The 25,231-nt window shown below is 60.6% G+C and carries 22 protein-coding genes; 8 read left to right on the top strand and 14 right to left on the bottom strand.

Annotated elements, in window-relative coordinates; genetic code table 11:
• Window positions 1–73: 73 nt before the first annotated feature.
• On the bottom strand, window positions 74–763 hold the full coding sequence (locus CAG02_RS00260) for a GntR family transcriptional regulator (protein ID WP_085710119.1): 690 nt from the start codon (window positions 761–763) through the stop codon (window positions 74–76).
• Window positions 764–902: 139 nt separating this feature from the next.
• On the opposite strand from CAG02_RS00260, the gene CAG02_RS00255 reads away from it, so the two are divergent.
• From CAG02_RS00255 to CAG02_RS00225, 7 genes are all read left to right on the top strand, one after another.
• On the top strand, window positions 903–1,988 hold the full coding sequence (locus tag CAG02_RS00255) for an ABC transporter ATP-binding protein (RefSeq protein WP_085710120.1): 1,086 nt from the start codon (window positions 903–905) through the stop codon (window positions 1,986–1,988).
• A gap of 1 nt (window position 1,989) precedes the next feature.
• A complete protein-coding gene (locus CAG02_RS00250) occupies window positions 1,990–2,907 on the top strand; it encodes an ABC transporter permease (protein ID WP_085710121.1) in 918 nt (305 codons plus the stop codon).
• Window positions 2,904–3,692 (top strand): ABC transporter permease, encoded by a 789-nt coding sequence (locus tag CAG02_RS00245; RefSeq protein WP_085710122.1) that lies wholly within the window; start codon window positions 2,904–2,906, stop codon window positions 3,690–3,692. The genes CAG02_RS00250 and CAG02_RS00245 overlap by 4 nt, the downstream gene beginning before the upstream one ends.
• Window positions 3,693–3,707: 15 nt before the next feature.
• The gene (locus CAG02_RS00240; RefSeq protein WP_085710123.1) at window positions 3,708–4,760 is read left to right on the top strand and encodes an extracellular solute-binding protein; all 1,053 of its coding nucleotides are present in this window, start codon (window positions 3,708–3,710) and stop codon (window positions 4,758–4,760) included.
• 143 nt (window positions 4,761–4,903) lie between these two features.
• Window positions 4,904–6,100 (top strand): amidohydrolase family protein, encoded by a 1,197-nt coding sequence (locus CAG02_RS00235; protein ID WP_085710124.1) that lies wholly within the window; start codon window positions 4,904–4,906, stop codon window positions 6,098–6,100.
• Entirely contained in the window at window positions 6,097–7,584 is a 1,488-nt protein-coding gene (locus CAG02_RS00230; protein ID WP_085710125.1) for an amidohydrolase family protein, read from the top strand. Before CAG02_RS00235 ends, CAG02_RS00230 begins: the two co-directional genes overlap by 4 nt.
• 11 nt (window positions 7,585–7,595) lie before the next feature.
• On the top strand, window positions 7,596–8,255 hold the full coding sequence (locus tag CAG02_RS00225; protein WP_085710126.1) for a flavin reductase family protein: 660 nt from the start codon (window positions 7,596–7,598) through the stop codon (window positions 8,253–8,255).
• 147 nt (window positions 8,256–8,402) lie between these two features.
• On the opposite strand, the gene CAG02_RS00220 is transcribed toward CAG02_RS00225, so the two are convergent.
• The 7 genes from CAG02_RS00220 to lexA all read right to left on the bottom strand — a co-directional run bounded on the left by CAG02_RS00220 (window position 8,403) and on the right by lexA (window position 16,168).
• A complete protein-coding gene (locus tag CAG02_RS00220) occupies window positions 8,403–9,062 on the bottom strand; it encodes a DUF799 domain-containing protein (RefSeq protein WP_085710127.1) in 660 nt (219 codons plus the stop codon).
• On the bottom strand, window positions 9,059–9,421 hold the full coding sequence (locus CAG02_RS00215; RefSeq protein WP_085710128.1) for a DUF4810 domain-containing protein: 363 nt from the start codon (window positions 9,419–9,421) through the stop codon (window positions 9,059–9,061). Before CAG02_RS00215 ends, CAG02_RS00220 begins: the two co-directional genes overlap by 4 nt.
• A 29-nt stretch (window positions 9,422–9,450) precedes the next feature.
• Entirely contained in the window at window positions 9,451–10,137 is a 687-nt protein-coding gene (locus CAG02_RS00210) for a CsgG/HfaB family protein (RefSeq protein ID WP_167748751.1), read from the bottom strand.
• A 299-nt stretch (window positions 10,138–10,436) separates the two neighbouring features.
• Window positions 10,437–13,514 (bottom strand): error-prone DNA polymerase, encoded by a 3,078-nt coding sequence (locus CAG02_RS00205; RefSeq protein ID WP_085710130.1) that lies wholly within the window; start codon window positions 13,512–13,514, stop codon window positions 10,437–10,439.
• Entirely contained in the window at window positions 13,511–14,926 is a 1,416-nt protein-coding gene (locus CAG02_RS00200; protein ID WP_085710131.1) for a DNA polymerase Y family protein, read from the bottom strand. The genes CAG02_RS00205 and CAG02_RS00200 overlap by 4 nt, the downstream gene beginning before the upstream one ends.
• Before the next feature lie 7 nt (window positions 14,927–14,933).
• Window positions 14,934–15,551 (bottom strand): translesion DNA synthesis-associated protein ImuA, encoded by a 618-nt coding sequence (imuA, locus tag CAG02_RS00195; protein WP_085710132.1) that lies wholly within the window; start codon window positions 15,549–15,551, stop codon window positions 14,934–14,936.
• Window positions 15,551–16,168 (bottom strand): transcriptional repressor LexA, encoded by a 618-nt coding sequence (gene lexA / locus CAG02_RS00190; RefSeq protein ID WP_085710133.1) that lies wholly within the window; start codon window positions 16,166–16,168, stop codon window positions 15,551–15,553. The genes imuA and lexA overlap by 1 nt, the downstream gene beginning before the upstream one ends.
• A gap of 121 nt (window positions 16,169–16,289) precedes the next feature.
• Between lexA and CAG02_RS00185 the strand changes: the two genes are divergently transcribed.
• Window positions 16,290–20,459: a glycosyltransferase gene (locus tag CAG02_RS00185; protein ID WP_085710134.1), complete on the top strand. Its 4,170-nt coding sequence runs from the start codon at window positions 16,290–16,292 to the stop codon at window positions 20,457–20,459.
• Here the strand turns inward: CAG02_RS00185 and CAG02_RS00180 are convergent.
• From CAG02_RS00180 to CAG02_RS00155, 6 genes are all read right to left on the bottom strand, one after another.
• Window positions 20,419–20,745 (bottom strand): gamma-butyrobetaine hydroxylase-like domain-containing protein, encoded by a 327-nt coding sequence (locus CAG02_RS00180; RefSeq protein ID WP_085710135.1) that lies wholly within the window; start codon window positions 20,743–20,745, stop codon window positions 20,419–20,421. The genes CAG02_RS00185 and CAG02_RS00180 overlap by 41 nt on opposite strands.
• Window positions 20,742–21,704, bottom strand: coding sequence for a HEAT repeat domain-containing protein (locus CAG02_RS00175; RefSeq protein ID WP_085710136.1), 963 nt, complete (start codon window positions 21,702–21,704; stop codon window positions 20,742–20,744). The genes CAG02_RS00180 and CAG02_RS00175 overlap by 4 nt, the downstream gene beginning before the upstream one ends.
• Window positions 21,701–22,549, bottom strand: coding sequence for an ABC transporter ATP-binding protein (locus CAG02_RS00170; RefSeq protein WP_085710137.1), 849 nt, complete (start codon window positions 22,547–22,549; stop codon window positions 21,701–21,703). The genes CAG02_RS00175 and CAG02_RS00170 overlap by 4 nt, the downstream gene beginning before the upstream one ends.
• Window positions 22,549–23,331: an ABC transporter permease gene (locus CAG02_RS00165; RefSeq protein ID WP_085710138.1), complete on the bottom strand. Its 783-nt coding sequence runs from the start codon at window positions 23,329–23,331 to the stop codon at window positions 22,549–22,551. Before CAG02_RS00165 ends, CAG02_RS00170 begins: the two co-directional genes overlap by 1 nt.
• Before the next feature lie 2 nt (window positions 23,332–23,333).
• On the bottom strand, window positions 23,334–24,737 hold the full coding sequence (locus CAG02_RS00160) for an ABC transporter substrate-binding protein (RefSeq protein WP_085710139.1): 1,404 nt from the start codon (window positions 24,735–24,737) through the stop codon (window positions 23,334–23,336).
• A 237-nt stretch (window positions 24,738–24,974) separates the two neighbouring features.
• On the bottom strand, window positions 24,975–25,220 hold the full coding sequence (locus CAG02_RS00155) for a ferredoxin family protein (protein WP_085710140.1): 246 nt from the start codon (window positions 25,218–25,220) through the stop codon (window positions 24,975–24,977).
• Window positions 25,221–25,231 lie beyond the last annotated feature (11 nt).

Here is a 25,231-nt window from a genome sequence, read left to right as displayed (position 1 = left end):
CCCGTCTGTTTCGAGCGCACCGGGCAACGATGGTTTCATTAGAGGTATAGCCGATTTCACCCTTGCCCGACGCTCAGACTTCGATCAGGTGTTTGAGCGGGTGGTAGCCGGTCTTGAGCTTCGCAGCGACGTCGAGAATCGCCTTCTGGATGCCATCCAGATGCATGCAGGTCAGTTCGATTGCAGCGCTCTGGTTACCGGCCTCGATGTACTCGATCAACCGCAGGTGTTCGTCATCGCGACAGGCTTCGTGGCTGTCGTCGTCCAGCGCAGCGGCGTACAGCGAAGCGCGGGAAATCAGCTTCTGGAACCAGTCGAGCAGCACCGGGTTGTTCAGGCTGCGGGCCAGTTTGAGGTGGAACTCGCCGAGCAGGTGAATCAGCCGCTCGTGGTCGCCGGCCGCATGGGCTTCATCTTCCAGCAGCAAATGCTCGCGCAGGTCCTGCATCGCGGCGGAGTCCTTGCGCCGGCACAGCTCGGTGACGATGCCGATCTCGATCAGGCGCCGGGTTTCGAACAGCGAACGGATTTCTTCATCGCTGGGCAGCGACACCGACGCACCTTTATTGGGCTCGGTGGTGACCAGCCCGTCGGCCTCCAGTTGCTTGAGCGCGGCGCGAACCGACGTGCGGCTGACATTGAACAATTCCGCCAGCGACGCCTCACCCAGTTTCATTCCCGGACGCAGCGATCGTTTGCTGATCGCCTCGTAAACCCCTTGGTAGACGCGGTCGACCGTGGTTTCCGTTTTCTTTTCGGTCATTTGAAAGCTCCTTCGATGCTGGCAACGCGACCCGGCGAAAGACTCAGCCAGGGAAATGGGGGTTGCACAAGCAGATTAATCCGGGTATTTCTAAATTGCATTCAGATATTGCATACAATAATTAGAGGATTGCACCATTATGGGTCAACCAATAGCAATTGAAGTGCGTAATGTCTCCAAACGGTACTCCGATGATCCCGGCCTCGCGCCAGCCCTCGACAATGTCTCGGTGAACATCGCCGACAATGAGTTCTTCACCCTGCTCGGCCCTTCGGGCTGCGGCAAAACCACCTTACTGCGCACCATCGCCGGTTTCGAACACGTCAGCGACGGCGAGATCCGTCTGGCGGGCGAAACCGTGAATCACCTGCCGCCGTTCAAGCGTCGGGTCAACACCGTGTTCCAGAGTTACGCGCTGTTTCCGCATATGAGTGTCGCGCAGAATATCGCCTTCGGCCTCGAGATGCAGGGTCTTGATCGCAAGACGATCCCCGGACGGGTCGACGAGATGCTCGCGCTGGTGCAAATGGAGCACCTGGCCGGACGCAAACCGGCGGAATTGTCCGGCGGCCAGCAGCAGCGCGTGGCTCTGGCCCGGGCCTTGGCGCCAAAGCCGGAAGTATTGTTGCTGGATGAACCGCTGTCGGCGCTGGATCTGAAGTTGCGCAAGGAAATGCAGGTCGAACTCAAGCGCGTGCAGCAGGAAGCCGGGATCACCTTCATCTTTGTCACCCACGATCAGGAAGAAGCCCTGACCCTGTCCGACCGGATTGCGGTGATGTCTGCCGGCAAGATCCTGCAGATCGGCACCCCGACCGACATCTATGAACGCCCGCAACACCGTTTCGTCGCCCAGTTCATCGGCGATATCAACTTCCTCCCCGGCCAGCTCAAGCGTGGCGACCACAACCAGAACCTCTTCGTGCCCAACGGCATGCCGGTGGAAATCCCCTGCCCCCCACAAGGCGTCAATGGCAGCAGCGTGCAACTGGCGTTTCGTCCCGAGCGTTCGCAACTGGTCACAGCGGATCAGCCCCATCATCTGCGCGGCGTGATCGAGGCCGTGCTGTATGTCGGCACCGCGACTCTTTACCAGTGCCGCTTGAACAACGACATCAAAGTCATGCTGAGGGAAAACAACGAAGGCCTGAGCGCTTGTCGCGCGGTCGGCGAGCCCGTGGCGGTGCACCTGCCGCCCCAGGCCTGCCTGTTGATGGAGGCCTGAGATGAGCGTCAGCAGCACTTCCCCCTCCCTCAACCGCGCGCTGTTGCTCAGCCCGGTGGTGTTGACCCTGCTCGCCCTGATCGCCATTCCGCTGGGGATCATGGGTTACATCAGCCTGCTGCCGCGCAACACCTACGGCGGTGTCGACTGGCAGGCCCAATGGCAACTGCAGAGCTACGTGCAACTGTTTTTCCAGGAAGGTTTCGACGGTGAACTGGAGCTGAACTGGGTCTACGCCCAGGCGCTGTTGCGCTCGGTGTTCCAGGCCGGCGGCACCACGCTGTTGTGCTTCCTGTTCGGCTTTCCGGTGGCGTTGTGGATGTCGAGCCTGACCCCGCGCCGGCGCAACCTGATGGTGTTGCTCATCACCATTCCGTTCTGGACCAACCTGCTGATCCGCAACTACGCGTGGCTGATCATCCTGCGTGAACAGGGCTGGGTCGCCCAGAGCCTCAACGCGCTGTTCCCGAGCGCCGGCGGCATCACCCTGCTCTACAACGACTTCGCGGTCAGCGTCGGTCTGGTCTACAGCTTCCTGCCGTTCATGATCCTGCCGATCTACTCGACCCTTGAAAAACTCGACTGGCGTCTGGTGGAAGCCGCCTATGACCTGGGCGCCAACCGCTGGCACGCGCTGCGCCGGATCATCCTGCCGCTGTCGATGCCCGGGGTGATTGCCGGTGCGTTGCTGGTGTTCGTGCCGAGCCTCGGTGCCTTCATCACTCCGGCGATTCTCGGTGGCGGCAAGACCCTGATGATCGGCAACCTGATCCAGCAGCAATTCGGCACCGCACGCAACTGGCCGCTGGGCAGTTCGCTGTCGTTCCTGCTGCTGGGGATTCTGCTGTTGTCGCTGGTGCTCTACGCCCTCTACAGCCGCAGTGCGGCGAAAACCCTGAACCGGGGAGCGAAAGCATGATCTCTCTGCACCTGAAAAAACTCCCGGCCACCCGGGAAATCAGCCTGCTGATCCTCGCCTACCTGTACGTGCCGATCCTGGTGTTGATCGTCTACAGCTTCAACGCCAACCGCTCGGCGACGGTGTGGACCGAGTTCTCGTTCGCCTGGTACGGACGGATCCTGGCCAACCCGTCGATCCAGACGGCGGCGCTGAATTCGATCATCGTCGCGACCATCGCCACCGTGTGCGCCACGGCGATTGCGCTGCTGGCGGCGCTGGCGACTTACCGGCCGTTCTACGGGCAGAAAATGGTCGAGGGCGGGATCAACCTGCCGCTGATCCTGCCGGAGATCGTCACCGCCGTGGCCACCCTGCTGCTGTTCATGGCGCTGGGGATCAAGCTCGGCCTGATAACGGTGATCGTCGCGCACATCGGCTTCTGCATTCCGTTCGCCTACCTGCCGATCCGCGCACGCCTCAACGATCTGGACAAGAGCCTGCTGGAGGCCGCCAACGACCTGTACGCCAACCCGTGGCAGGTGTTTCGCCGCGTGACCTTGCCGCTGCTGTGGCCGGCGGTGTTGTCCGGCTCGGTGCTGGCGTTCGTGGTCAGCCTCGACGATTTCATCATGACCTTCTTCGTCGCCGGCCCCGGTTCGACCACGTTGCCGGTGTACATCTTCTCGGCAATCAAGGCCGGCGTAACGCCCGAGATCAACGCGATCTCGACCCTGATGCTGGTGATTTCCATCGTTCTCGTGGTGCTGGCCTTCTGGCTCGGCCAACGCGGCAAACAACAATAAACCTGGAGCGCGCTCATGAAAGTCAAAAACATGCGTCTGGCAGTATCCGGTCTGGCCCTGAGTTGTTTCACCGCGTTCGGCGCCCACGCCGCCGAGCCCAAGGAGCTGTTTTTCTACAACTGGACCGATTACTACCCGGTGGATTTGCTGGCCAAGTTCGAAAAGGAGACCGGAATCAAGGTCACCATGGACGGCTACGACAGCAACGAAACCCTGCTCGCCAAGTTGCAGGCCGGCGGCGCCGCGTATGACGTAATCGTGCCGTCGCAGTCGATCATGCAGACGCTGATCAAGCAGGATCTGCTGCTGGAAATCGACTCCCCGACCCTGAGCAACTTCCAGTACGTCAAAGGCCCGTTTCGTGATCCGGGCTTCGATCCGGGGCGCAAATATTCGGCGCCGTACCTGTGGGGCACTACCGGGTTCTCCTATGACAGCGCACGGGTGCCGGGGGGCAAGCTCGATGACTCGTGGAAAGAGTTCTTCGAGCCACGCAAGGAACTGCAAGGCCAGCTCGCCGCCCTCGACACCTCCAGCAGCGTGATCAACGCCGCCAGCCATTACCTGAACGTCGACGAGTGCACGGAAAACCCGCAGGACGCCAAGCGCATCCTCGAGCTGCTGCAAAAGCAGAAACCGTTTTTGAAGATGTACAGCTCCGACAACACCGTCGACCGCATGGCCTCGGGCGAAGTGATCATGATGCAGAACTGGAACGGCTCGACGGCCCGCGCCACCTTGCAGAAGAACACCATCAAGTACGTGTACCCGCGTGAAGGCGTGGCGATGTTCCAGGACAACTTCGCCGTACCGAAAAGCGCCCCGCATCCGGGCAACGCGAAGATCTTCATCGACTGGATGATGAAACCCGAGAACGCCGCTGCCGTGTCCAACGCGATTGCCTATGCCAACGGCATTCAGAGCGATCAGTTGCTGGATGCGAAATGGAAGGTCATGGACGCCATCAACATGCCCGAGGAATACGCCTCGCGGCTGCGTCCGGAGAAGGAATGCAGCAACAAGGCGCGGGAGCTGCAGGATCGAATCTGGTCGAAGCTCAAAGGCTGATTGCCTGACTCAAGACCGCGTCGCGGCCATCGCGAGCAAGCTCGCTCCCACATTGAAATGCGCTCACCTTGTGGGAGCGAGCCTGCTCCGGGCGGCGCTCCGACGATGAGACCGCCCAGACAACATAGAAACAGAGGTATGAAATGTCCCACCCCCGCTGGCTCAGAAACATCCGCCCCTACGGCGCCCCCGCCGAAGACCTGCTGATCGAAAACAGCAAATTCACCCAACGCCGTCCGGCCTCCAATACTCCATTGGCCGCCACCGACATCGACGGCCAGAACCAGCTGCTCACCGCCCCGTTGGTGGAAAGCCACGTCCACCTCGACAAGACGCTCTATGGCCAACCCTGGCGCCCGAACAGCGCCGGCCCGACGCTCAAGGACTACATCAGCAACGAGCGCCGCGTGTTGCGCGAAGTGAAAGCGCCGATTGCCGAACGCGCCGGCGCGCTGCTGGAAAACTGCATCGCCCGGGGTTCGCTGACCATGCGCTGCCACGTCGACATCGACCCGGAATTCGGCCTGCATCATGTCGAAGCCATGCAGCAACTGCGCGAACGCTACAACGACCTGATTGACCTTCAACTGGTGGTCTTCCCGCAAACCGGTCTGATCAGCCGCCCCGGTACCGCCGAGTTGATGCGCGAAGCCATGGCCCTGGGCGTGGAAAACGTCGGCGGGCTCGACCCTTGCGGCATCGACAACGATCCCATCGCGCAACTGGATTTCGTATTCAAACTGGCCAGCGAATTCCAGCGCGGCGTCGACATCCATCTGCACGACAAAGGTGAACTGGGCCTGTGGCAGATCGCCCGGATCGCCGATTACACCGAGCGCTTCAACCTGCAAAACCGGGTGATGATCAGCCACGCCTATTGCCTCGGCATGCTGCCGTGGAGCCAGGTCAAACCCGTCGCCGAACGCCTTGCTGCACTTGGCATTTCGCTGATGAGTTCGGCACCGGCCGACTGTGCCGTTCCGCCATTCCTGGCGCTGCGCGAGACCGGGGTCAACGTGTGCCTCGGCTCCGACGGCATCCGCGATGCGTGGTCGCCGATGGGCAACGGCGACATGCTGGAACGGGCGATGTTGCTGGCGTTCCGTTTCGACCTGGGCAAGGACGATGAACTGGCGGCGGCGTTCGAAGCGGCGACGGTCAATGGTGCCCGCGCGTTGGGTGTCGAAGGTTACGGCTTCGACATTGGCAAGCCTGCGGACTTTCTGCTGATGCCGGTCGAAACCCTCGGTGAAGCCGTGGTCGCGCGGCCTGTTCGTCAGGTCTATCGCGGCGGTGAACTGATCGCCAGCGGCGGTCGCTTGCTGGGCAGCCGTCTGTGAAACGGATCGGCCTGAAGGCCGGTTGCGTGGTCGGCTTCGACGGCTGGCAGCATGTGCTGTGGCGCGACGGTGAAGTGGTGTTTGCCGGCTCGCGGATCGAGTTTGTCGGGCGCGGTTACCAAGGGCCGGTGGATCAGTGGATCGACTACGGCAATGCGCTGATCGGCCCCGGCTTCATCGACCTCGACGCCCTCGGCGATCTAGATTCCACGGTGCTGACCCTGGACAACGGCGATGAACGCGCCATGGGCCGGATGTGGTCGGCAGAGTATCTGGCGGCCGGCCCGCGTGAGTCGTTCAGCCCCGAGGAAGAGGTTTTCAAATACCGCTACGCCTTCACCCAGTTGATCCGCAACGGCATCACCACGGCGATGCCGATCACTTCGATGTATTACCGCGAATGGGCGGAGACCTACGACGAGTTCGCCGCCGTCGCCGACGTGGCGGGTGAACTGGGGCTGCGCACCTATCTCGGCCCCTGCTACATGAGTGGCATGAGTTACTGGCGCGCCGACGGCAGCCTCGCCCACCACTGGGATGAGGCTCGGGGCCTGGCCGGGCTCGACGCGGCCGAACGGTTTTTCAAGGATTTCGATGGCGCCCACGCGGGGCTGATTCACGGTGCACTGCTGCCGGATCGCATCCAGACCTGCACCCCGACACTGCTGCAACGTACCTCCGCACTGAGCCGCGAATTGAATGCACCGATGCGTCTGCACTGCTGTCAGGCCCCCGGTGAAGTGGCGATGGTCGAGCAATTGCGTGGCACCTCGCCGCTGGGCTGGTTGCAGCAACTCGACCTGCTCAGCCCGCGCAGCCTGTTGCCCCACGGCATTTACACCTCGGGCGATGACGATCTGCAACGGGTCATCGACGGCGGCGCGAGTCTGGTGCACTGCCCGCTGGTGTTCGCCCGCGACGGCGAGGCGCTGAACTCGTTTGGTCGTTATCGGGCCAAAGGCATCAACTTCGCCCTCGGCACCGACACCTGGCCGGCGGACTTGCTGGCCAACATGCGCCACGGTTTGAACATCGCCCGATTGATGGAGGGCGGCCCGGCGCTGACCAGCAGCCTCGACCTGTACAACGCCGCAACCCTCGGCGGTGCCAAGGCGCTGGGCCGTGACGACCTCGGTCGCCTTGCCCCCGGCGCCAGGGCCGACATCACCGTATTCAGCCTGCGCGGCCTGCATTTGGGTCCGCTGTTCGACCCACTGAAAAACCTGCTGCTGGCCGGGCGCGGCGACGACTGCATCGCCAGTTACATCGACGGTCGCTGCGTGATGCACGACGGTCAGGTCAACGGCATCGACTACCCGGCCCTGCAACGCCAGGCCCAACGCCAATACGAAAAACTGATGCGCAGCCACAGCGACCGCGCCCCTGGCCGACCGGACTGGAAAACCCTGTTCCGGCCGGCCATTCCGTTCGCCGACGACTACAGCGCCGAGGCGCCGTTGAGCGCCATCGATCCACTTCTTTAGAGAACACTGCCATGCACAGCTTCGATTTCAGCCAACTGAGCCCACGGGAAAAATACAAGATTCTGATCGGCAGCGTGGTGCCACGCCCGATTGCGCTGGTCACCACCATCGATGCCGAAGGCCGGGTCAACGCCGCGCCGTTCAGCTTCTTCAACGCGCTGTCGGCGGACCCGCCCATTCTCGCGCTGGGCGTCGAGAACTACGGCGACCAGAGTCCGAAGGACACCACGCGCAATATCCAGATGAACCAGGAATTCACCGTCAACATCGTCAACGATGCACTGGTGGAAGCCATGAACGTTTGCGCAGTGCCATTCGCACCGGGCTTCGATGAGTTGACCGCAGCAGGCCTGACGGCAATCCCCGGCACTTCGGTCAAATGCCCGCGAATCGGCGAAGCACCGGTGGCGCTGGAATGTCGGCGGATGATGGCGCTGAACATCGGCCAGTCGCGGGAGATCATTTTTGGCGAGGTGTTGATGGCGCACGTGCGCGACGAGTTGATCGACCCGAAAACCCTGTACATCGATCAATTGGGGCTGGATGCGATCGGGCGCATGGGCGGGCATGGTTATGCGCGGACCCGGGATTATTTCGACCTGCCGACCCGATCGTTGCAAGCGTGGACGGAGGCGCCGGGGGGTGGCGAGCGGTTCTGGCCTGGCAAATAAAACGGCGGATGAACACATTGCCCCCCTGTGGGAGCGAGCTTGCTCGCGAAGGCGGTCTGTCATTCAACATGGATGCTGACTGAACCACCGCTTTCGTCGGAGCGCCGCCCGGAGCAAGCTCGCTCCCACAGGACCTATATCGTTTGCTCAGTCAGTGCCGTACTTCGGCGACCGTGGCCCATACAGCAGGCCTGCCGGATGTCCGGCCGACAGCAGACGATTGCTGGCCACACCGGCAATCGGGTAGCCGGCATCGGTGGAGCTGTTGACGATCTGTTTCACCGCCGCGGTGATCAGCGCGCCGATCAGGCCGCCGCCACTGTTGTTGCCACCCTCTTCGCTCGACGCCCGGGCTGCACCGGTCCACAGGGTGGCACCGGTTTTCAGGTCCACCAGTTTGGCGCTGGCGGTCACTGCGGTTTCGCTGCTGATCACCATGTAGCGCGTGCCGTACTCGCTGACGGTGATGTACAGCGCCGCGTCGGCACCGAAGATTTCGTGCAGTTTGTTGACCGGCGCCTGATGGATGTCATCCGGCGTGGTCAGGCCGTTCTGGCGGAACGTCTCGTCGACCAGCGTGATCGGCAGCACGTAGTAACCGGCCTCGGCCAGCGGGAACGTCACTTGCGACAACAGGCTGTAGGACGCCTTGACGTCCGGCGAGGTGTTCAGCGGCGGCAATACCAGAATGGACTTCGGACGCGCTTGCTTGTACGCCGAATAGTCCACGGTTTTCGGTGCGACGCAGCCACCGAGAACGGTCAGCGCCAGGCCGGCGGCCAGCAGTTTCAAGGCACGGGAGATCATTTGGCGTCTCCGGTCTTGGCGTTCTTGAGCAAGAAGTCCATGTAGGTGCCGGACTCGGGGAACAGGGTCTTCTCGGTGCGCAATTGCTGCACCATCTGATCGTCCTTGCCCATGCTCAGGTACAGCAGACCGAGGTGTGCGTGGTAACCCGGCGGGACGGGCTTGCCGCTGGCGCGGATTTTTTGCAGATCGGCTTCCAGCGCTTCAGCCTGGGCCTCTTTCGGCGTTTCGCTTTTGAAGTATTCGTAGACTTGTGGCTGGTAGCCTTCCCACTGGTACAGGGTTTGCGGGCTGCTGCAGCCGGCAAGCAAGGCGCTGGCGGTCAGGGCCATCAGCGACCGGGACAGGGACAGATTCATGGTGTGTTGCTCCTTGCGATGGGCGTCTTTCAGTTGCCCGGTTTCCAGGCACCGGCGTTCATGCCATCAACCAGGCGATTGATCGCCTCGCGCATGGCCAGATCGAGGACTTTGCCGTTGAGGGTGGAGTCGTAGGCAGCGGTGCCGCCGAAGCCGATGATTTCGCGGTTGGACAAGGCGTATTCGCCGGCGCCCTGGGTCGAATACACCACTTCGGAGGTGCTGATGTTGACGATGTTCAGGTTGACCTTGGCGTAGGCGACCTGGGTCTTGCCACGGCCGAGAATGCCGAACAGCTGATGATCGCCGGTCTCTTTGCGGCCGAACTCGGTGACGTCACCGGTGACCACGTAATCGGCGCCTTTCAGACGCTGGGCCTGGCCCTTGATCGCCGCTTCCTGCTGGATCTCGCCCATGTTGTCGCGATCAAGCACGGAGAAACGGTTGGTCTGCTGCAAGTGAGTGATCAGGATGGTCTTGGCCTGACCGCCGAGACGGTCGACGCCGTCGGAGAAGATCCCGCGCATGTAGCTCGAGCGGTTATCGAACTTGCCCACGGCCATCGGGATACGGACACCGGTCCAGGCCTGAGTGGCGCTTTCCACCTTGGCCACCGGCAATGCGCGGGAGCTTTCGGTGGCGCAACCGGAAAGCGAGCCGGCCAGGGTGCCGAGGACGGCAATCGCAACGCCCGAGACCAACATCCGGGAGATCATTCTCACTGTGCATTCCTTCTGAAAAATGATGTGTCCCGGCACGGCAAAAATCGTGGGGGATCGGGAAAGGGCCGGCATTATGCCAAAGTGCCATCAGTGAGGACAGGTTTTTTTGACGCCAGCGAATTGGCAAAGCCTGAGTTCTATAAACATCAACTGTGGGAGCGAGCTTGCTCGCGAAAGCAACCTGTCAGCCAAAGATGATTCGTCTGATACACCGCTTTCGCGAGCAAGCTCGCTCCCACAGGGTCAGTGCCGATCGTTCCCACGCGGAGCGTGGGAACGATCACTACGGCGTGTCAGTGGAAATCGCGGCTTTGCACCCGAATCCCGTTGAGCAACGGGCTGAGATCGCTCAAGCGTCCGGCAATCAGATGCCGCACCTCGCCTTCGCGCTCCCAGCGGCCATCGACCTTGAGCAGTTGCGAACCGACCAGCACCTGACGCTGACGCTCGGCCAGATCGCGCCAGACCACCACGTTGACGTTGCCGAACTCGTCTTCCAGGGTCACGAAGGTCACGCCGCTGGCGGTGGCCGGTCGCTGGCGGCCGGTCACCAGCCCCGCCACGCTGACCGGTCGTCCATGCTCGACTTCCAGCAACTCCCGGGAGCTGCGACAGCGCCGCGCCCGTAACTCGTCGCGCAACAACGTCAGCGGGTGCGGCCCCAACGTGGTGCCGAGAGTGGCGTAGTCGGTGAACAGATCTTCGCTGACGCTCGGCGTGGGCAGCCGCACATCGGGCTCTTCCTGACTCGGCAACCCGGCAAACAACCCGAGCTGCTTTTGCACCCCGGCCACCTCCCAGCGCGCCCGATGACGGTGACCGGCCAGCCCACGTAACGCTCCAGAATCCGCCAGCAACGCCTGGGCCCGACTGTCGAGCCCGGCCCGTTCGCCCAGATCGGCGACATCGGCAAACGCGCCCCTCGCCCGAGTCTTTTCAATGTTCCGCGCATCCTCTTCGCGAAAGCCCTTGATCATGCGCAGGCCCATGCGGATGGCCGGTTGCGCGCCGACAATCGGCTCCAGGCTGCAATCCCAGTCGCTGGCGCGCACGTCCACCGGGCGGATCTGCAAATGATGCCGGCGCGCGTCCTGAAGAATCTGATCCGGGCTGTAGAACCCCATCGGCCAGCTGTTGATCAGCGCACAGGCGAACGCCGCCGGTTCATGGCACTTGAGCCAGCAACTGGCGTACGTCAGCAAGGCAAAACTGGCGGCATGGGACTCGGGAAAACCGTAACTGCCGAAGCCCTTGATCTGCTCGAAGATCTGCGCGGCGAATTCCGGGCTGTAGCCGTTTTTCTTCATGCCGGCCGCCAGTCGCTCCTTGTGCGGCTCCAGCCCACCGTGACGTTTCCACGCCGCCATGGAACGCCGCAACTGGTCGGCCTCGCCGGGGCTGTAGTCGGCAGCGACAATCGCGATCTGCATCACCTGTTCCTGAAACAGCGGCACGCCGAGGGTGCGTTTGAGTACCACCTCCAGCTCCGGCGACGGATAGGTTTCCTTTTCTTCCTTGTTCCGCCGGCGCAAATACGGATGGACCATCCCGCCCTGGATCGGTCCCGGCCGGACGATGGCCACTTCGATCACCAGATCGTAGAAGTTTTGCGGGCGCAGGCGCGGCAGCATCGACATCTGCGCCCGGGACTCGATCTGGAACACGCCGATGGTGTCGGCGCGACTGATCATGTCGTAGGTCGGGCGATCGTCAGCCGGGATGGTGGCCAGGCTCAGGTCCTGATGGCGATGACGGCGCAGCAGGTCGAAACAGCGGCGAATCGCACTGAGCATGCCGAGGGCGAGGATATCCACCTTGAGCAGCCCGACCGCATCGAGGTCATCCTTGTCCCACTGGATGATGGTGCGGTCGGCCATGGCGGCGTTTTCCACCGGCACCAGGGTGTCCAGCGGCTGCTCGGAAATCACGAAACCGCCGGGATGCTGCGACAGGTGCCGGGGGAAGCCGATCAGTTGCCCGGTCAGGCTCAGCACCCGGTGCAGGATCGGGCTGTCCGGGTCGAAGCCGTTTTCGCGCAGGCGTTCCACGGGCGGCGTTTCATCGCTCCAGTGGCCGCAGCAATCGGCCAGCGCATTGATCTGATCCGGCGGCAAGCCCAGCGCCTTGGCAACATCGCGCACCGCGCCGGCCGCGTGATAGGTGCTGACCACCGCCGTCAGCGCCGCACGACGGCGGCCATAACGACGGAACACGTATTGCAGGACTTCTTCCCGGCGCTCGTGCTCGAAATCCACGTCGATGTCCGGCGGCTCGTTGCGCTCCCTCGACATGAAACGCTCGAACAGCAGCGTGGTGCGATCCGGGTCGATCTCGGTGATGCCCAAGGCAAAACACACCGCCGAGTTGGCCGCCGACCCGCGCCCCTGACAAAGGATTTTCTGTTCCCGGGCGTAGCGCACCACATCGTGCACGGTGAGGAAGTAGCTTTCGTAGCCGAGCTCGGCGATCAGCTCCAGCTCATCGTCGATCTGTTTGATCACCTTGGGCTGTGCGCCTTTCGGCCAGCGCCAGGCGATACCTTGTTCAGTCAGGTGGCGCAGCCAGGAACTGGCGTCGTGTTCCTCGGGCACCAACTCTTTCGGATATTGATAGCGCAACTGGCCAAGGTCGAACGTGCAGCGGCGGGCCAGCTTCACGGACTCTTCCAGCAAGGTCTGCGGATACAACTCGCGCAACACATCGAGGCTGCGCAGATGCCGCTCGCCGTTGGGGTGCAGACGCAACCCCGCCTCGGCCACCGGGACGTGATGGCGGATCGCGGTCATGGTGTCCTGCAAGGCCCGGCGACCACGGGCGTGCATGTGCACATCACCGCTGGCCACGGCTGGAATCTGCAGTTCATCCGCCAGACTCAACAGTGCGCCTAGCCGTTGCTGATCGTTCTGCCCGCGATGCAATTGCACCGCCAGCCACAGGCGTTCGCCGAAGGTCTGCTTCAGCCATCGGCCCTCTTCCACTTCATCGACCGCCTCCGGCACCCACAGCACCAGCAACCCCGGCAACGGTTCGCCGAAATCCTCGCGCAGCACTTGATACTGACCTTTCTGCGTGCGCCGTCGGGCCTGGGTGATCAAGCCGCACAGCGCCTGATAACCCTCGATGTTCTCCACCAGCAACACCAGTTTCGGACCGTTCTCGATGCGGATTTCGCTGCCGATGATCAGCGGCAGCTCCACGGACTTGGCCGCCTGCCAGGCACGGACAATTCCGGCGAGGGTGCATTCATCAGTGATCGCCAGCGCCTGATAGCCGTGCCTCTTCGCCCGCTGGAACAGCTCCAGCGCACTGGACGCACCGCGCTGAAAACTGAAATTCGACAGGCAGTGCAGCTCGGCATAACCCTCGTTCATGCGAACCAGCCCTGCAGCCACAACGGACCAACCTCACCCACTGCCCGGTACGCCCAGCCTTGCTGGCCGGCGCGGTTCTGGATCAGGTAATAGTCGCGGCGCACGTCGTCACCGTCCCACCAGCCGGACTCGATGCGTTCCGGGCCCATGAGGATGCGCGCCGAACCTTCGGGCACGGACTGCGGTTCGCCCAACAGCCAGCCCGGACGCTGCACGCCGGGTAACGCAGCACAAGGCTGTTTGTCATCGGCGTTCTGCCACGCGCACTCCGGGCGATGATCGGCCTGGAAGCGCAGGCCCTGTACCGCGTCATCCCCCAGTCGCGCGCGCAGGCGTTCGCGCAGTTGCTCCCAGGGCAAGGTCTGCTGCGGACGGTCGTCGAACAGTTCCTGGAACTGCGGCACGAAACTCGGCAGATCCTCGGCTCGCAGACGAAAACCCCGCACCGGGGCCTCGACCTGCACCTGCTCCAATCGGCCACGGGCCAGCTCGAAGAGCATCGCCGGATCGCGCTCGGCGCTGAGCAGGCCGACCTTGATCAGCGTGTCCGGCAGCCCCGCGTGTTCCAGATGCAGATCGAAGCGCTGCACGCCGCTGTCGCGCCCGCACAAGAACGCCGACAGATCGGAGGTCAGGCGGCGCAACGGAAACAGCAGCGCCTGATGGGACTGCACGTCGAAGTTGAGTTCGATACGCACGTCGAAGCGATCCGGTGGCAGGTAGAACGCCAGCGCCAGTGGCCGTGCGCCGAACAGCGTATCCAGATGCTTGAGCATCGGCGCCTCGAAACGCCGGGCCAGGGCCTGACGCGGCAGGCTCTGCACCTGATGGAGGTGGCGCAGGCCCATGCGCGACAACGCCGTGGCCACACCCGGATCAAGTCCGACACGGTCGACCGGCAATTGCCCGAGGTGATGGCGCAGAGCTTCACCATCCGGCACCACCAGCCCGTCATAGGCGTTGGCCAACACCCGCGCCGCCACCGGGTTGGGCGCGGCGACGATGCGGTGACGAAAGCCCAGCTCCGTCAGCTCCGTGCGTAAGCGCGCCTCGAACTGCGCCCAGGAACCGAACAGCCCGAGGCTCGACTCGATCTCGAACACCACGGTGCGCGGGTAATGCACGCTGACCTGGGCGCTGAAGCGATAGGCCCAGGCGGCAAGAAACTGCTGCCAGTGCTCGATCTCGGCCGCGTCGTAATCGACGGTGGCGAAACCTTTGCTCATGGCCTGCGCAGCGGTCATCGACTGCCCCGGTCGCAAGCCCAGTGCCCGCGCCGCCGGGTTGACCGCTTGCAGCACCCGGCGCTGGGCCGGGCCGCTGAGCAGCGCCAAGGGTTGCTCGGAATCGGGCCGTTGACGCAGCACCGCGTCGAGGGCCAATTGCGGGAACAGAATACAAACCCAGCGCATGGCGACCTCAGTGCCCCACGGCGAAGGCAATCGGTGCGGTACGCGCCAGCCCGCCCCGGCATTTGAGTACACGCAACTGCGCCGGGCGCGCATCGATGGCAATACGCAGTGCGGCCGGCGACGGGTTGACCGCTTCACTCAATGGCCGCCACGCGAACGCCAGGGTCTGGCCGGTTTCCGCCGCCACCTGCAAACGGCGCAAGGCGCGGTCATCGGCCTTGTGCGGCCAGCACAGCACCGCGCCGCAACTGCCCGAACGCAGGCATTGTTCCGCCGCCCACAAGGCATCGCGTTCGCTGGCCTGGATCACCGACAACTGGCGCAGATCGACCCCGGCATTGGCCCACGCCTGCGGATACGGCACGAACGGCGGCGCCACCAGCACGATGCGCTCCCCCGCCGCCGACAGCCGCGCCAACGTCGGCCACACCAGTTGCAATTCGCCGACCCCGGGCCCGGCCAGAAGGATTTCGCTCAGCGCCGCTTCCGGCCAGCCACCGCTGGGCAAGGCTGCGTCCAGCGCCGCATGCCCGGTGGGTTGCGGGCTGGCGGCCGGTGGCGCAGGCCGGCCCTTCCAGACCTGGCCGCCATTGAACAGCGTATCCAGCGCAACGACGGCACCCATCAGCCTTGCCTCACCAGACCGCAGAACACGCCTTCGATGGCCAGGTCCTGATCGTCACGCACCACAATCGGCTGGTACGCCGGGTTGCGCGGCAACAGGTGAACCTCATCACCGACCCGTTCGAAACGTTTGATGGTGACCTCACCGTCGAGCCGCGCCACCACGATCTGGCCGTTGAGTGCCTCGGGGTTGCGTCGTACGCCGACCAGATCGCCGTCGAGAATGCCGTCCTCGATCATCGAATCGCCCTGCACCCGCAGCATGTAGTCGGGCGTGCGGGAGAACAGTGCGGGATCGAGCATCAGCCGATTGTGGATGTCGGCATCGGCGCCGATGGGTGCACCGGCGGCCACCCGGCCGAGTACCGGCACTTCAAGCAGCTCCGGTCGCGCCGGCTGCCCGAGCAGGCGAATGCCCCGGGCCTGATGCGGATTGACCTCGATGAACCCGGCTTCGGTGAGCGCCAGCACATGCTTGCGCGCCACGCTGCGGGAGGCAAAACCAAAAGCCTCGCTGATTTCAGCGAGGCTTGGGGGCTGACCGTGTTCGGCGATGCGTTCGCGGATAAAGGTCAGGATGGCGGTACGGCGGGGAGTCAGATTTGTCATTGAGTACATTTGTACTCTTGTGGGAATTTCCTGACAAGCACCGCCAGTCGAGATGTCTTGAAAGTGTTGGAGAACCCACCCAACAGGGTGATTGCCATCAAATCGGCATTAGTGTTTTTTTGAGGTTAGAATGAACGAATTCCTGACACCCTCCTTGAAAAGACCCGTACGCATGAAGCCAACCTCTAAAACAATGATTGTTTTCGCAACTCGATGGGGGGCTCAGTTCGGCGGTATAAATAGCTTCAATCAAGATCTGGTGAGTGCATTCGCCGCAGCTTGCTATGAGCAAGTCACCACTATTTGTGTTGTGCTGACAGCTTCTTCAAAAGAGATTCAGAGTGCTCTTGATGAACACCAGGTGCATCTGCTATCGATGAATCTGGAAGAGCAATCCACGTTCAGTGCCAATTTCGAGCCAAAAGTCTGGGAGTCGCTGCTCGATACGGGGTTCGTCATTGATTCCGAACACACGATCTGGCTCGGACATGATCGCATTACGGGTGCTATTGCACTGGCAGCAGCCAAATTGCGAGGTGGCCGCGCAGCACTCATTCATCATATGAGCTACAGCCGATACGAGACCATTGCCGAAAATAGCGCAATGGCTCAATTAAAGGTCCAGGAACAGGAAAAGCTGTTCAGGCAGGCAGACATTTTGCTGGCCGTAGGGCCACTCTTGCGCGACTCACTCATTGAGCTTTCACGAAAAGAGGATGTAGCAGTCCTTATACCAGGCCTTGCGGACATTGCCGTTCAGCCACCTTCAAAAACCTTCAGAGCCTTTTTGAGCGGACGTCTCACTGACGATGCGCGGAAGATAAAGCAAGCGCATCTGGGAGTTGCCGCTTTCGCCAACGCCATACGCAAGGCAACAGATAACAAGATGCCTGAAGTTTTGCTAAGCAGGAACCAGCCCATGCTGACTCTTCGCGGGGTAAATTTCGGTGGACTGGCTAATGGAGATAAAACCGAAGCCGAAAATGAACTGAATGAATTTGCGTTCAAACGGGCCGGCCGGGTGTTCAATCTGAACGCACTGCCATTTACCACGGATCGAACCGAACTTTTCGATGAGGTAAGTCGGGCAAGCGTTGCAATGATGCCCTCATGGCATGAAGGTTTCGGACTTGTCGCCTGGGAAGCCATTGCGGCAGGGGTCCCGCTGATTATAAGTGACAAGAGTGGCGTCTATCAGTTGCTCGAAGACCTGAAAGATGGGCTTTACCTTAATGCTGTAAAAGCCATTGATGTAATGGGTGACACGTCTGACCCCTATTTTCAGGAAGATGACGTCCATACGTTGACCACGCAGCTGATGGATGTGGCCACTGACAAAAGAGCAAGGAATCGAGCCGTTTGCTTGCGTGAAGAATTGCTACGCCACTTTACCTGGGCCGATTGTGCCAAAGAATTTGCGACAGCCATCGGATGGCAAACAAATCTGGCTCATCAGACTGTGGCGACAACATTGCCGGTGGCTCAGCCCGAAGATACAGGTCAGGAAGTTCGCATCGATGGGCTACTGTTACCGGAATCGACCTGGCATCCGGATGCAGGCTTGAGCGACAGCCAGCTCTTGAGAGCAGAAGAGGCCATCGTACCGTTTGATCGCAACCGCGAACCCTTTCTCGATACTCAGATCGAGTGGGCGAAAGGCGACGAAGATATCGCTGTCCGCCTGTTAACCGGATTGGGGGGCGTTGGTAAAACCCGCTTGGGACTTGAGCTTTGCCGTCGCTTGAAGAATCAAGGCTGGCAGACAGGCTTTCTCAGTGGAGAATGCGAGCTCAATCAAGTTGATTCACTGGTAGATCAGATCGTCGAATCGCAGCGTAATTGCTGCATCGTGATTGACTACGCAGAAACCCGACAACCAATACTTCTCGCACTTCTAAAAAAGTCTCTGAAAAACAAAAATCCGTTGTATTCCATACGGATAATGTTGTTGGCTCGCGCCGGAGGCGAGTGGTGGGCATCATTGCCAGGAAAGGATGCCGAATGCGAAGGTTTGCTGGACGGCCCATCGACAAGCGGCCCGTTTCCTGTCCCCTTGTTGCACGACAATATCGGTGAGCGTCAGCATGCCTACCAGCAAGCTCTGGCCACTTACGCAGAGCGTTTGGGGGTAAAGGCTCCCGAGCACACGCCAGCGCTGAATGAAGAGCATTTTTCCCGCCCGCTCTATATCCAGATGGCAGCACTGATGACACTGCGCGGAGAGCGCCCTAAATCTGCCGAGGCTTTGCCCCGGGCACTGATCAACCACGAGCAGCGTTACTGGGGACGAGTACTTTCCCCTGGAAGCAATCGTGACGAGCAAATACGTCAGGCAGCACTGCTGATGACCCTTGCGACCCTGGCAAACGGGCTTTTTCCAGATCGTCAATGTGAAGATATCTGGGTCACTATCAATGAAGACAAAAGTGAGCTAAGGCGCCTGTTCAAAGCATTGACACCGCTCTACTCCGAACGTCAACGATTGCAAGGGCTAAGACCGGACTTGATCGGTGAAGCACTCGTCGCTCAAAGCCTACTGGGATTCAAAGGCGAGTGGTTACTGGATACCGTGCTGGCGAAAGGCAATAGTCAATTGCGACAAACTACGCTTACAGTACTTGCGCGCCTGTTGCGCAATCGGCCTGACCTCGCAACCATGGTGGAAGAGGTTTTGACAAAAAATTTCGTAAACTGCGTAAGCGAGATAGTAGCAGTGTGCATTGAAACACCAGACAAGCTATCTACAATTGTTGAGCAGGCTTATCAACGACTTCCTAAAGGCAAAAAATCGCAAGCCACTGCACTGCTCGACTCCAAGATAAAATTCGACACACTACCACTTACCGGCTTGAAGTTACTAATCTGCAAGGAGCTAGTAAAAAAAGCAGAAGAAAAAACAAAACTCAAGCGCACACAAACCATAGAAAACTACGCATCAGCGCTGACTGACCTGAGCCTCGCATTAAAATATGATGGCCGGATAGAAGACTCTGCGAAACCAATTCTGCAAGCAATTGAAATTTATAAAAAACTTACCCCCTCATCAAGCCCTGTAATCAACCACAACCATGTTGCAACCCTCAACAGATATGCCAATACCGAGTCGGACTTGGGGCATTATGAAAAAGCTCTTAATGCTTGCGAGGAAAGCCTTACACTAATCCGCAAAATGGCAACTAAATACCCAGGACACCATGAAACAATACTGGCTGAGACACTGAGAAACTACGCCAATCATTTAAGCAACCTTGAACGCCACGATGAGGCATTAAAGGCTGGGTTAGAGGATCTTGAAATATTCAAAAACACAGCCAACGACTCGGACGATTACAAATTTGGACTAACCAAATCACTATCAAACTGCGCAAATTATCTCTCTGACTGCGGCGATAGTGCACAAGCACTACAGTTCGGAAGTGAAGCATTGAAAACCCTGGAGCAGTTGGCACAAAACAACCCGAAAAACTTCGACCCTGAGCTTTCTCAAATATTGAGCAATCACTCCTGCTTACTTGCCAAAGAAGGTCAAATAAACGACGCCATTGACATAGCCAAACGCTCAGTAGCAATGCGCGAACAACTAGTAAAAATCAAGCCTGAAAGATTTCAAGAAGACTTAGCAGGCTCATTAAACAATCTCGCAGCGCACCTTCTTGAAAAAGGTCACTCTGCCGAATCCATCGACACCTCGGAAAGATCGCTTAATATATACAAAACACTAGCCCTCGCCAGACCAAAAAAGTTCATACCTGAATTAGCACAAGCACTGAACAACCATGCAAATCACCTCGCAGAACTCGGACTTTATCACCTAGCAGTAAAGTGCTCTAGCGAAGCAGTCGAAACGATAGAGAAACACTTAGACCCGCAATCAAACCAGTATCATTTCCAGCATCAATTTTTCCAACTAGAGCTATTCCTTTGGAGATGGCTGGAAAATAACAACATTTCTCCAGACGAAATTCCAGCGCCATCGACCGCAAAACTAAATGATAGACAAGAATGCTTTCTGACCTTTACTCGAGCATATACACAAGCTGCCATAAGGCCGAACAACATTAACTTGCAGCATGCATTCGAGTGCTGGAACAGAATGACCCCAATACAACAACACATTAACTTGAGCTCCTTCCTGACAATTGCATCTATTGCCGATTTTTTATATGGAAGAAACTCAGCACCCGAAGAATGGCGCGTTCAAATGACCACCTATAGAAAAAAGCGAACAGAAAGTCTGCCGATTTGGATGGTTGAAATAGCTAAAAGGATTGGCTGTGACCTTGTAGCCTATCTAGGGTAAAGGAAAGGTCACTACTCAATTTTCCAATATAGCTCCAAGGATAAATACCCCGCTGATGACCATCGCTGAACACTAACTGCACACCATACACCTGCAGGTTGAGTTCGATCACCCGCACTCGATCATCCACCAGCGGAGCCGAACCCCGCAGGCGAAATGCCCGGCACTGTGAGCACGGGCACTGGCGGCGCAGTTCGGCATGGTCGAGCAATTGCTCGCGGCCATCCGGCCAGCTCAGCCGCAAGCGGTGTTCACTTTGGGAATTGCCGATCGCCAGCGGATTCATTGCAGTTGACTCAAGGCAATTCGCACGGCTTTACGCACTTCCGGGTCGCCGTCGTCCTGCGCGGCCTGCAACGCTGCCACGGCGCCGCGATCGTTCAATTCGCCCAGCGCCAGCGCGGCTTCCTTGCGCAGGTTGCTGATGCGATGGCCGAGGGTTTCGATCAGGGCGTCGAGTGCTGGCACGTAACGCAAACGGCCGAGGCTGCGAGTGGCGCGCAGGCGCACTTGCCAGTAGTCGTCGCCCAAGGCTTCGATCAGTGCCGGCCCCGCGTCGGTGTGGCCGACCTTGCCGAGCGTTGTCGCGGCTTCTTCGCGTACTTGCCACGCGTCGTCCTGCAAGGCCTGACGCAAGGCCGGCAGCACATCTGCGCCACTCGCCAGGCCTAGGGCGCCGGTGGCGGCGCGGCGTACTTCGGTGTCCGGATCGTCACTCGCCAATCGGGCCAAGGCTGGCAGTGCGTCGAGTTGCTTGAGCCAGCCGAGCACGCCCACCGCCTCGCGGCGAACACTGGCATCAGCATCGTTCAACGCTTGAATCGCGGCGGACGCAGCGCCGGGGAAACGCAACTCGCGCAAGGCCCGGAACGCGGCAATCCGCACGCTGGTTTCGGCGTGGGCGGTCCACGGCAGAATCACCCTCCCCGCCGCTTCGGTCTTGAGCAGGCTCAGGCTCTGCGCCGCAGCGGCCTGCACCGCTGGCGACGGATCCGTCAGCGCCTGGCACAGCGCTTCCACCACCGGTTCATCTTCCCAGGCTTCCAGTAGACGCGCCGCTTCGGCACGCACTTCTTCTGCGGGGTCCTCAGCCAGTCGCTCAACCAGCCAGAGCAAGCCGTCCGGCTCTTCGAGGTCGGCCAGATCGATCAGGGCAATCCGGCGTACCCCGGCGTCATCGGCGGTCAGGCGCGGTTGCAGGGCGAGAATGTCGTCGTTTTCGGTCACAGCAAAAAATGAGGTCATAAGGCAAATCTCGGCAAGGCGTTTTCAGGAGGCAAACCGAGCGGGTTGAGGCGCGGCAGCGGTCGATGGTTGTCGTGGCGCAGCAGGTCGAGGCAATGGCGTTTGAGGCGCGAGAACTCGTGGCTGGTGACCAGTCCGGTGGTGCGTGGGCGCGGGAAATCCAGGCGCAGGTCTTCGATGATCCGCCCCGGCCGTGCGCTCATCACCAGCAAACGGTCGGCGAGGAACAGCGCTTCATCGATGTCATGGGTGACGAACACCACCGTGGTGCGAATCCGCGTCCAGATGTCCAGCAGCAGTTCCTGCATGTTCAGTCGGGTCAGCGCATCCAGCGCGCCGAAGGGTTCGTCCATCAGCAACAGCCGTGGCCGGTTGACCAGCACCCGGGCGATCTCCACCCGTTGCTGCATGCCGCCGGAGAGTTGATCGGGCCAGCGCTCGGCGAAGCCTTCGAGGCCGACCAGTTTGAGGATGTCGTCGGCGGCGCGATGGCGCTCGGCCTTGCCGATGCCACGCATTTTCAGGCCGAAGGCAACGTTGTCGCGCACCGTGCGCCACGGGAACAGGGTGTGATGCTGGAACACCATGCCGCGCTGCGGTGACGGGCCGGACACTTCGGCACCATCGACCTTCAACTGCCCGCCATGGGGTTGCAGATGCCCGGCCAATGCGCCGAGCAAGGTCGATTTGCCGCAACCGGACGGGCCGAGAATGCACACGAACTGGCCGGGCTCGATCTGGCAATCCAGCCCCTGCACCGCTTCGAACGCGTGCCGGCCTTCGCCGAGGACGATGGATAACTGGCGGATGTCGATCCGCCCTTCCGGGGTTTGCATCACGCTCATCAGGCTTTTCCTCGTGGTCGATGCCAGGGCGTGAACAGCCCGCCCAGGCGTTTGATCAGCAGGCTGCTGCCCATGCCCAACACGCCGATCAGCAACATGCCGACCACGATGTCGGCGTAGTTCTGAATGGTGTAGGACTCCCAGGTGTAGTAACCGATGCCGAACTGGCCGGAGATCATTTCGGCGGTCACCAGACAGAACCACGACGTGCCCATGCCGATCGCCAGCCCGGTGATGATGCTCGGCGCGGCGCCCGGCAGGGTCACTTCCAACAGGATCGCCCGGCGTCCGGCCCCGAGGCTTTTGGCCGAGGCGATCAGGCGCGGGTCGACGCCTTCGACACCGTGCACGGTGTTGAGCAGGATCGGGAACAGCGCGCCGGTGAAGGTGATGAAGACCATCGACAACTCCGACGACGGGAACATCAGGATGGCCAGCGGTATCCATGCGACGGCGGGGATCGGGCGTAGTACTTCCAGTGGTGGCAGCAGCAGGTCTTCGGCCCACTTCGAGCGGCCGATGGCCAGGCCCAGGGCGATGCCAATGATCAGTGCGGCGAGGTAGCCGGCGAAGACTCGGCCGAGGCTGGCGGTCAGGTGCTGGATGAGTTTGCCGGAGTCGCCGAAGCCGAGGGCGGCTTCGATCACGGCCAGCGGGGTCGGGACGTTGGCGAAGGTGACCAGGCCGAGGTTCCAGTGGTGGCTGGCGGCGAGTTGCCAGAAGAGCAGGCAGAGCAGCAGCGAGGCTGCTCTTGATATCCAGCGTCCTTTTGAGATTTTCATGATTAGCGACTGACCACGGCCTGCGCGGTGGCGTCAGTGAAATCAAACACCTTGCCTCCCTGTGCCGACGCAAACTCCTGCGCCTGCCCCTTCAACAAAAACGCACTGAGGCGCCCCTTCCCATCACTGGCAAACCAAGCCTGCTCCGCCAGCAACTTGATCCCGCTGTCACTCGCCTGGGCATACACCGCCCGTATGCTCTTGCCTTCCGACTTCAGGCTGGCCAGTGCGGTAAACGCCTCTTCAGCCGAGGCATAGCGACGAACCTTGTCCTCACCTCGCACCCAGATTTCCGCGACATGGCTGAAATCGGTGATGGCTTTTCCAGTCACCGCATCAACAGACTTCAACGGCGTCTGCGCGTAGTTGGCCAGTTGCGCGGTGTAATCCAGATTCGAGGCCTTGAACGCTGCGCGGATGTACTGATCGTCGATGAAGGTATTCAGATCGAGCCCGCGATCGGCCTTCTTCAGCAGTTTCAGCGTATCGATGGCCGTGCCCACGGCCTGGCGGTATTCCGGTTTCCAGCTCAGATCGCGGGTCTGCACGCCGAGCGGGCCGTGGAACAGGTAATTGACCTCGGCATCGACGCCGGTGACCTTGGCGATCAGTTCGCTGTATTTCTCGGGTTCGGCAGCCAGCAGTTGATTGGCCTCGATGCTTGCGCGCAGGTAGGCGACGACAATTTCCGGGTACTTTTTCGCGTAGGCCTGATCGACCAGCGCACCGTGGAAGGTCGGCGCATTGGCCTGGGCGCCGTCGTAGATCTTGCGGGCGAAACCACGGCTCGGGAACAGCTCGGCGAACGGCACGAAGTCGGCATGGGCGTCGATCTTGCCGGCCTGCAATGCCGAGCCTGCGACCTCTGGCGGCTGGGCGATGATGTTCACGTCCTTGAGCGGATCCCAGCCCTGCTCCGCCACGGCCCGCAGCAGCATGCCGTGGGCGGTGGAAGCGAACGGTACGGAGATGGTCTTGCCCTTGAGCTCGCTCAACGACTGCACGCCGGACGCACTCGGCACCACGATGCCGTTGCCGCTGCCCTTGATGCTGCCCGACAGCACGCTGATGAACAGGCTGTGTTTGCCGGCGGTTTCGAACGCCACGCCGTTGAACGCGCCGGGGAAATCGGCCATGGCGCCGAAGTCGAGTTTGCCGGCGACCATCTCGTTGGTCAGCGGTGCGCCGCTGGTGAAGTTCTTCCACTGCACATCATATTTGGCGTCCTTGTAGGCGCCGTCGTGGGGCAGGTATTTGTCGAGCAGACCCAACTCACGAATCAACAGCCCGCCGGCGGCGCAGTTGATGGTGGTGTCCTGGGTGCCGATGGCGATGCGGATGGTTTCGGCCGAGGCCGACAATGTAAACGAAGCCAGTACCAGACCGGCGATTGCTGCACGCAACATGGTTGAATCCCCTCGAATCATTTATAGGATGTTCGTCTCCGCCGCGATCAGGGCGCGGTGGGAAACGAGGGGTGTTTGGTGAATCCAGCGTCCGGGGTTTACGGATGGCTTTTGTGTTGTCTGTGCGGGCCTCTTCGCGAGCAAGCTCGCTCCCACATGATCTTCGGTGTACTCATTATTTGCGGCTGGCTTCTATCCACTGTGGGAGCGAGCTTGCTCGCGAAAGCGGACTACCGGTCAACGCAGTAAATATGGAATTTCGACTTTGACGGCACCGGTCGGGCAGTCCTTTTCGCAAGGCATGCAGTACCAGCATTCATCGAAGGCCATGTAGGCCTTTTGCGTGGCCGGGTTGATCGCCAGCAGGTCCATCGGGCAGATGTCGACACACACGGTGCAGCCCTTTTCGGCGATGCATTTGTCCTCGTCCACGGTGACGGGAGCATTGGAGCGGAAGAAAATTTCCTGGGCTTGATAGGCCATGATCCGGACTC

This window comes from Pseudomonas sp. R43(2017) (genome assembly GCF_002112345.1).
GTDB classification, from domain to species: domain Bacteria; phylum Pseudomonadota; class Gammaproteobacteria; order Pseudomonadales; family Pseudomonadaceae; genus Aquipseudomonas; species Aquipseudomonas kribbensis.
The sequence above is the reverse complement of the archived record's forward strand: the minus strand, read 5'-3'. Positions and strand labels throughout refer to the sequence as shown.

What these genes read in the sequence shown, in the direction of transcription:
- CAG02_RS00175 (WP_085710136.1), bottom strand. Translation starts at nt 21,704, where the DNA reads ATGACCTCATTTTTTGCTGTGACCGAAAACGACGACATTCTCGCCCTG.
- CAG02_RS00200 (WP_085710131.1), bottom strand. Translation starts at nt 14,926, where the DNA reads ATGCGCTGGGTTTGTATTCTGTTCCCGCAATTGGCCCTCGACGCGGTG.
- lexA (WP_085710133.1), bottom strand. Translation starts at nt 16,168, where the DNA reads ATGTACTCAATGACAAATCTGACTCCCCGCCGTACCGCCATCCTGACC.
- CAG02_RS00260 (WP_085710119.1), bottom strand. Translation starts at nt 763, where the DNA reads ATGACCGAAAAGAAAACGGAAACCACGGTCGACCGCGTCTACCAAGGG.
- CAG02_RS00160 (WP_085710139.1), bottom strand. Translation starts at nt 24,737, where the DNA reads ATGTTGCGTGCAGCAATCGCCGGTCTGGTACTGGCTTCGTTTACATTG.
- CAG02_RS00165 (WP_085710138.1), bottom strand. Translation starts at nt 23,331, where the DNA reads ATGAAAATCTCAAAAGGACGCTGGATATCAAGAGCAGCCTCGCTGCTG.
- CAG02_RS00205 (WP_085710130.1), bottom strand. Translation starts at nt 13,514, where the DNA reads ATGAACGAGGGTTATGCCGAGCTGCACTGCCTGTCGAATTTCAGTTTT.
- CAG02_RS00235 (WP_085710124.1), top strand. Translation starts at nt 4,904, where the DNA reads ATGTCCCACCCCCGCTGGCTCAGAAACATCCGCCCCTACGGCGCCCCC.
- CAG02_RS00180 (WP_085710135.1), bottom strand. Translation starts at nt 20,745, where the DNA reads ATGAATCCGCTGGCGATCGGCAATTCCCAAAGTGAACACCGCTTGCGG.
- CAG02_RS00170 (WP_085710137.1), bottom strand. Translation starts at nt 22,549, where the DNA reads ATGAGCGTGATGCAAACCCCGGAAGGGCGGATCGACATCCGCCAGTTA.
- CAG02_RS00210 (WP_167748751.1), bottom strand. Translation starts at nt 10,137, where the DNA reads ATGATCTCCCGGATGTTGGTCTCGGGCGTTGCGATTGCCGTCCTCGGC.
- CAG02_RS00185 (WP_085710134.1), top strand. Translation starts at nt 16,290, where the DNA reads ATGAACGAATTCCTGACACCCTCCTTGAAAAGACCCGTACGCATGAAG.
- CAG02_RS00225 (WP_085710126.1), top strand. Translation starts at nt 7,596, where the DNA reads ATGCACAGCTTCGATTTCAGCCAACTGAGCCCACGGGAAAAATACAAG.
- CAG02_RS00155 (WP_085710140.1), bottom strand. Translation starts at nt 25,220, where the DNA reads ATGGCCTATCAAGCCCAGGAAATTTTCTTCCGCTCCAATGCTCCCGTC.
- CAG02_RS00215 (WP_085710128.1), bottom strand. Translation starts at nt 9,421, where the DNA reads ATGAATCTGTCCCTGTCCCGGTCGCTGATGGCCCTGACCGCCAGCGCC.
- CAG02_RS00250 (WP_085710121.1), top strand. Translation starts at nt 1,990, where the DNA reads ATGAGCGTCAGCAGCACTTCCCCCTCCCTCAACCGCGCGCTGTTGCTC.
- CAG02_RS00240 (WP_085710123.1), top strand. Translation starts at nt 3,708, where the DNA reads ATGAAAGTCAAAAACATGCGTCTGGCAGTATCCGGTCTGGCCCTGAGT.
- CAG02_RS00245 (WP_085710122.1), top strand. Translation starts at nt 2,904, where the DNA reads ATGATCTCTCTGCACCTGAAAAAACTCCCGGCCACCCGGGAAATCAGC.
- CAG02_RS00255 (WP_085710120.1), top strand. Translation starts at nt 903, where the DNA reads ATGGGTCAACCAATAGCAATTGAAGTGCGTAATGTCTCCAAACGGTAC.
- CAG02_RS00220 (WP_085710127.1), bottom strand. Translation starts at nt 9,062, where the DNA reads ATGATCTCCCGTGCCTTGAAACTGCTGGCCGCCGGCCTGGCGCTGACC.
- imuA (WP_085710132.1), bottom strand. Translation starts at nt 15,551, where the DNA reads ATGGGTGCCGTCGTTGCGCTGGATACGCTGTTCAATGGCGGCCAGGTC.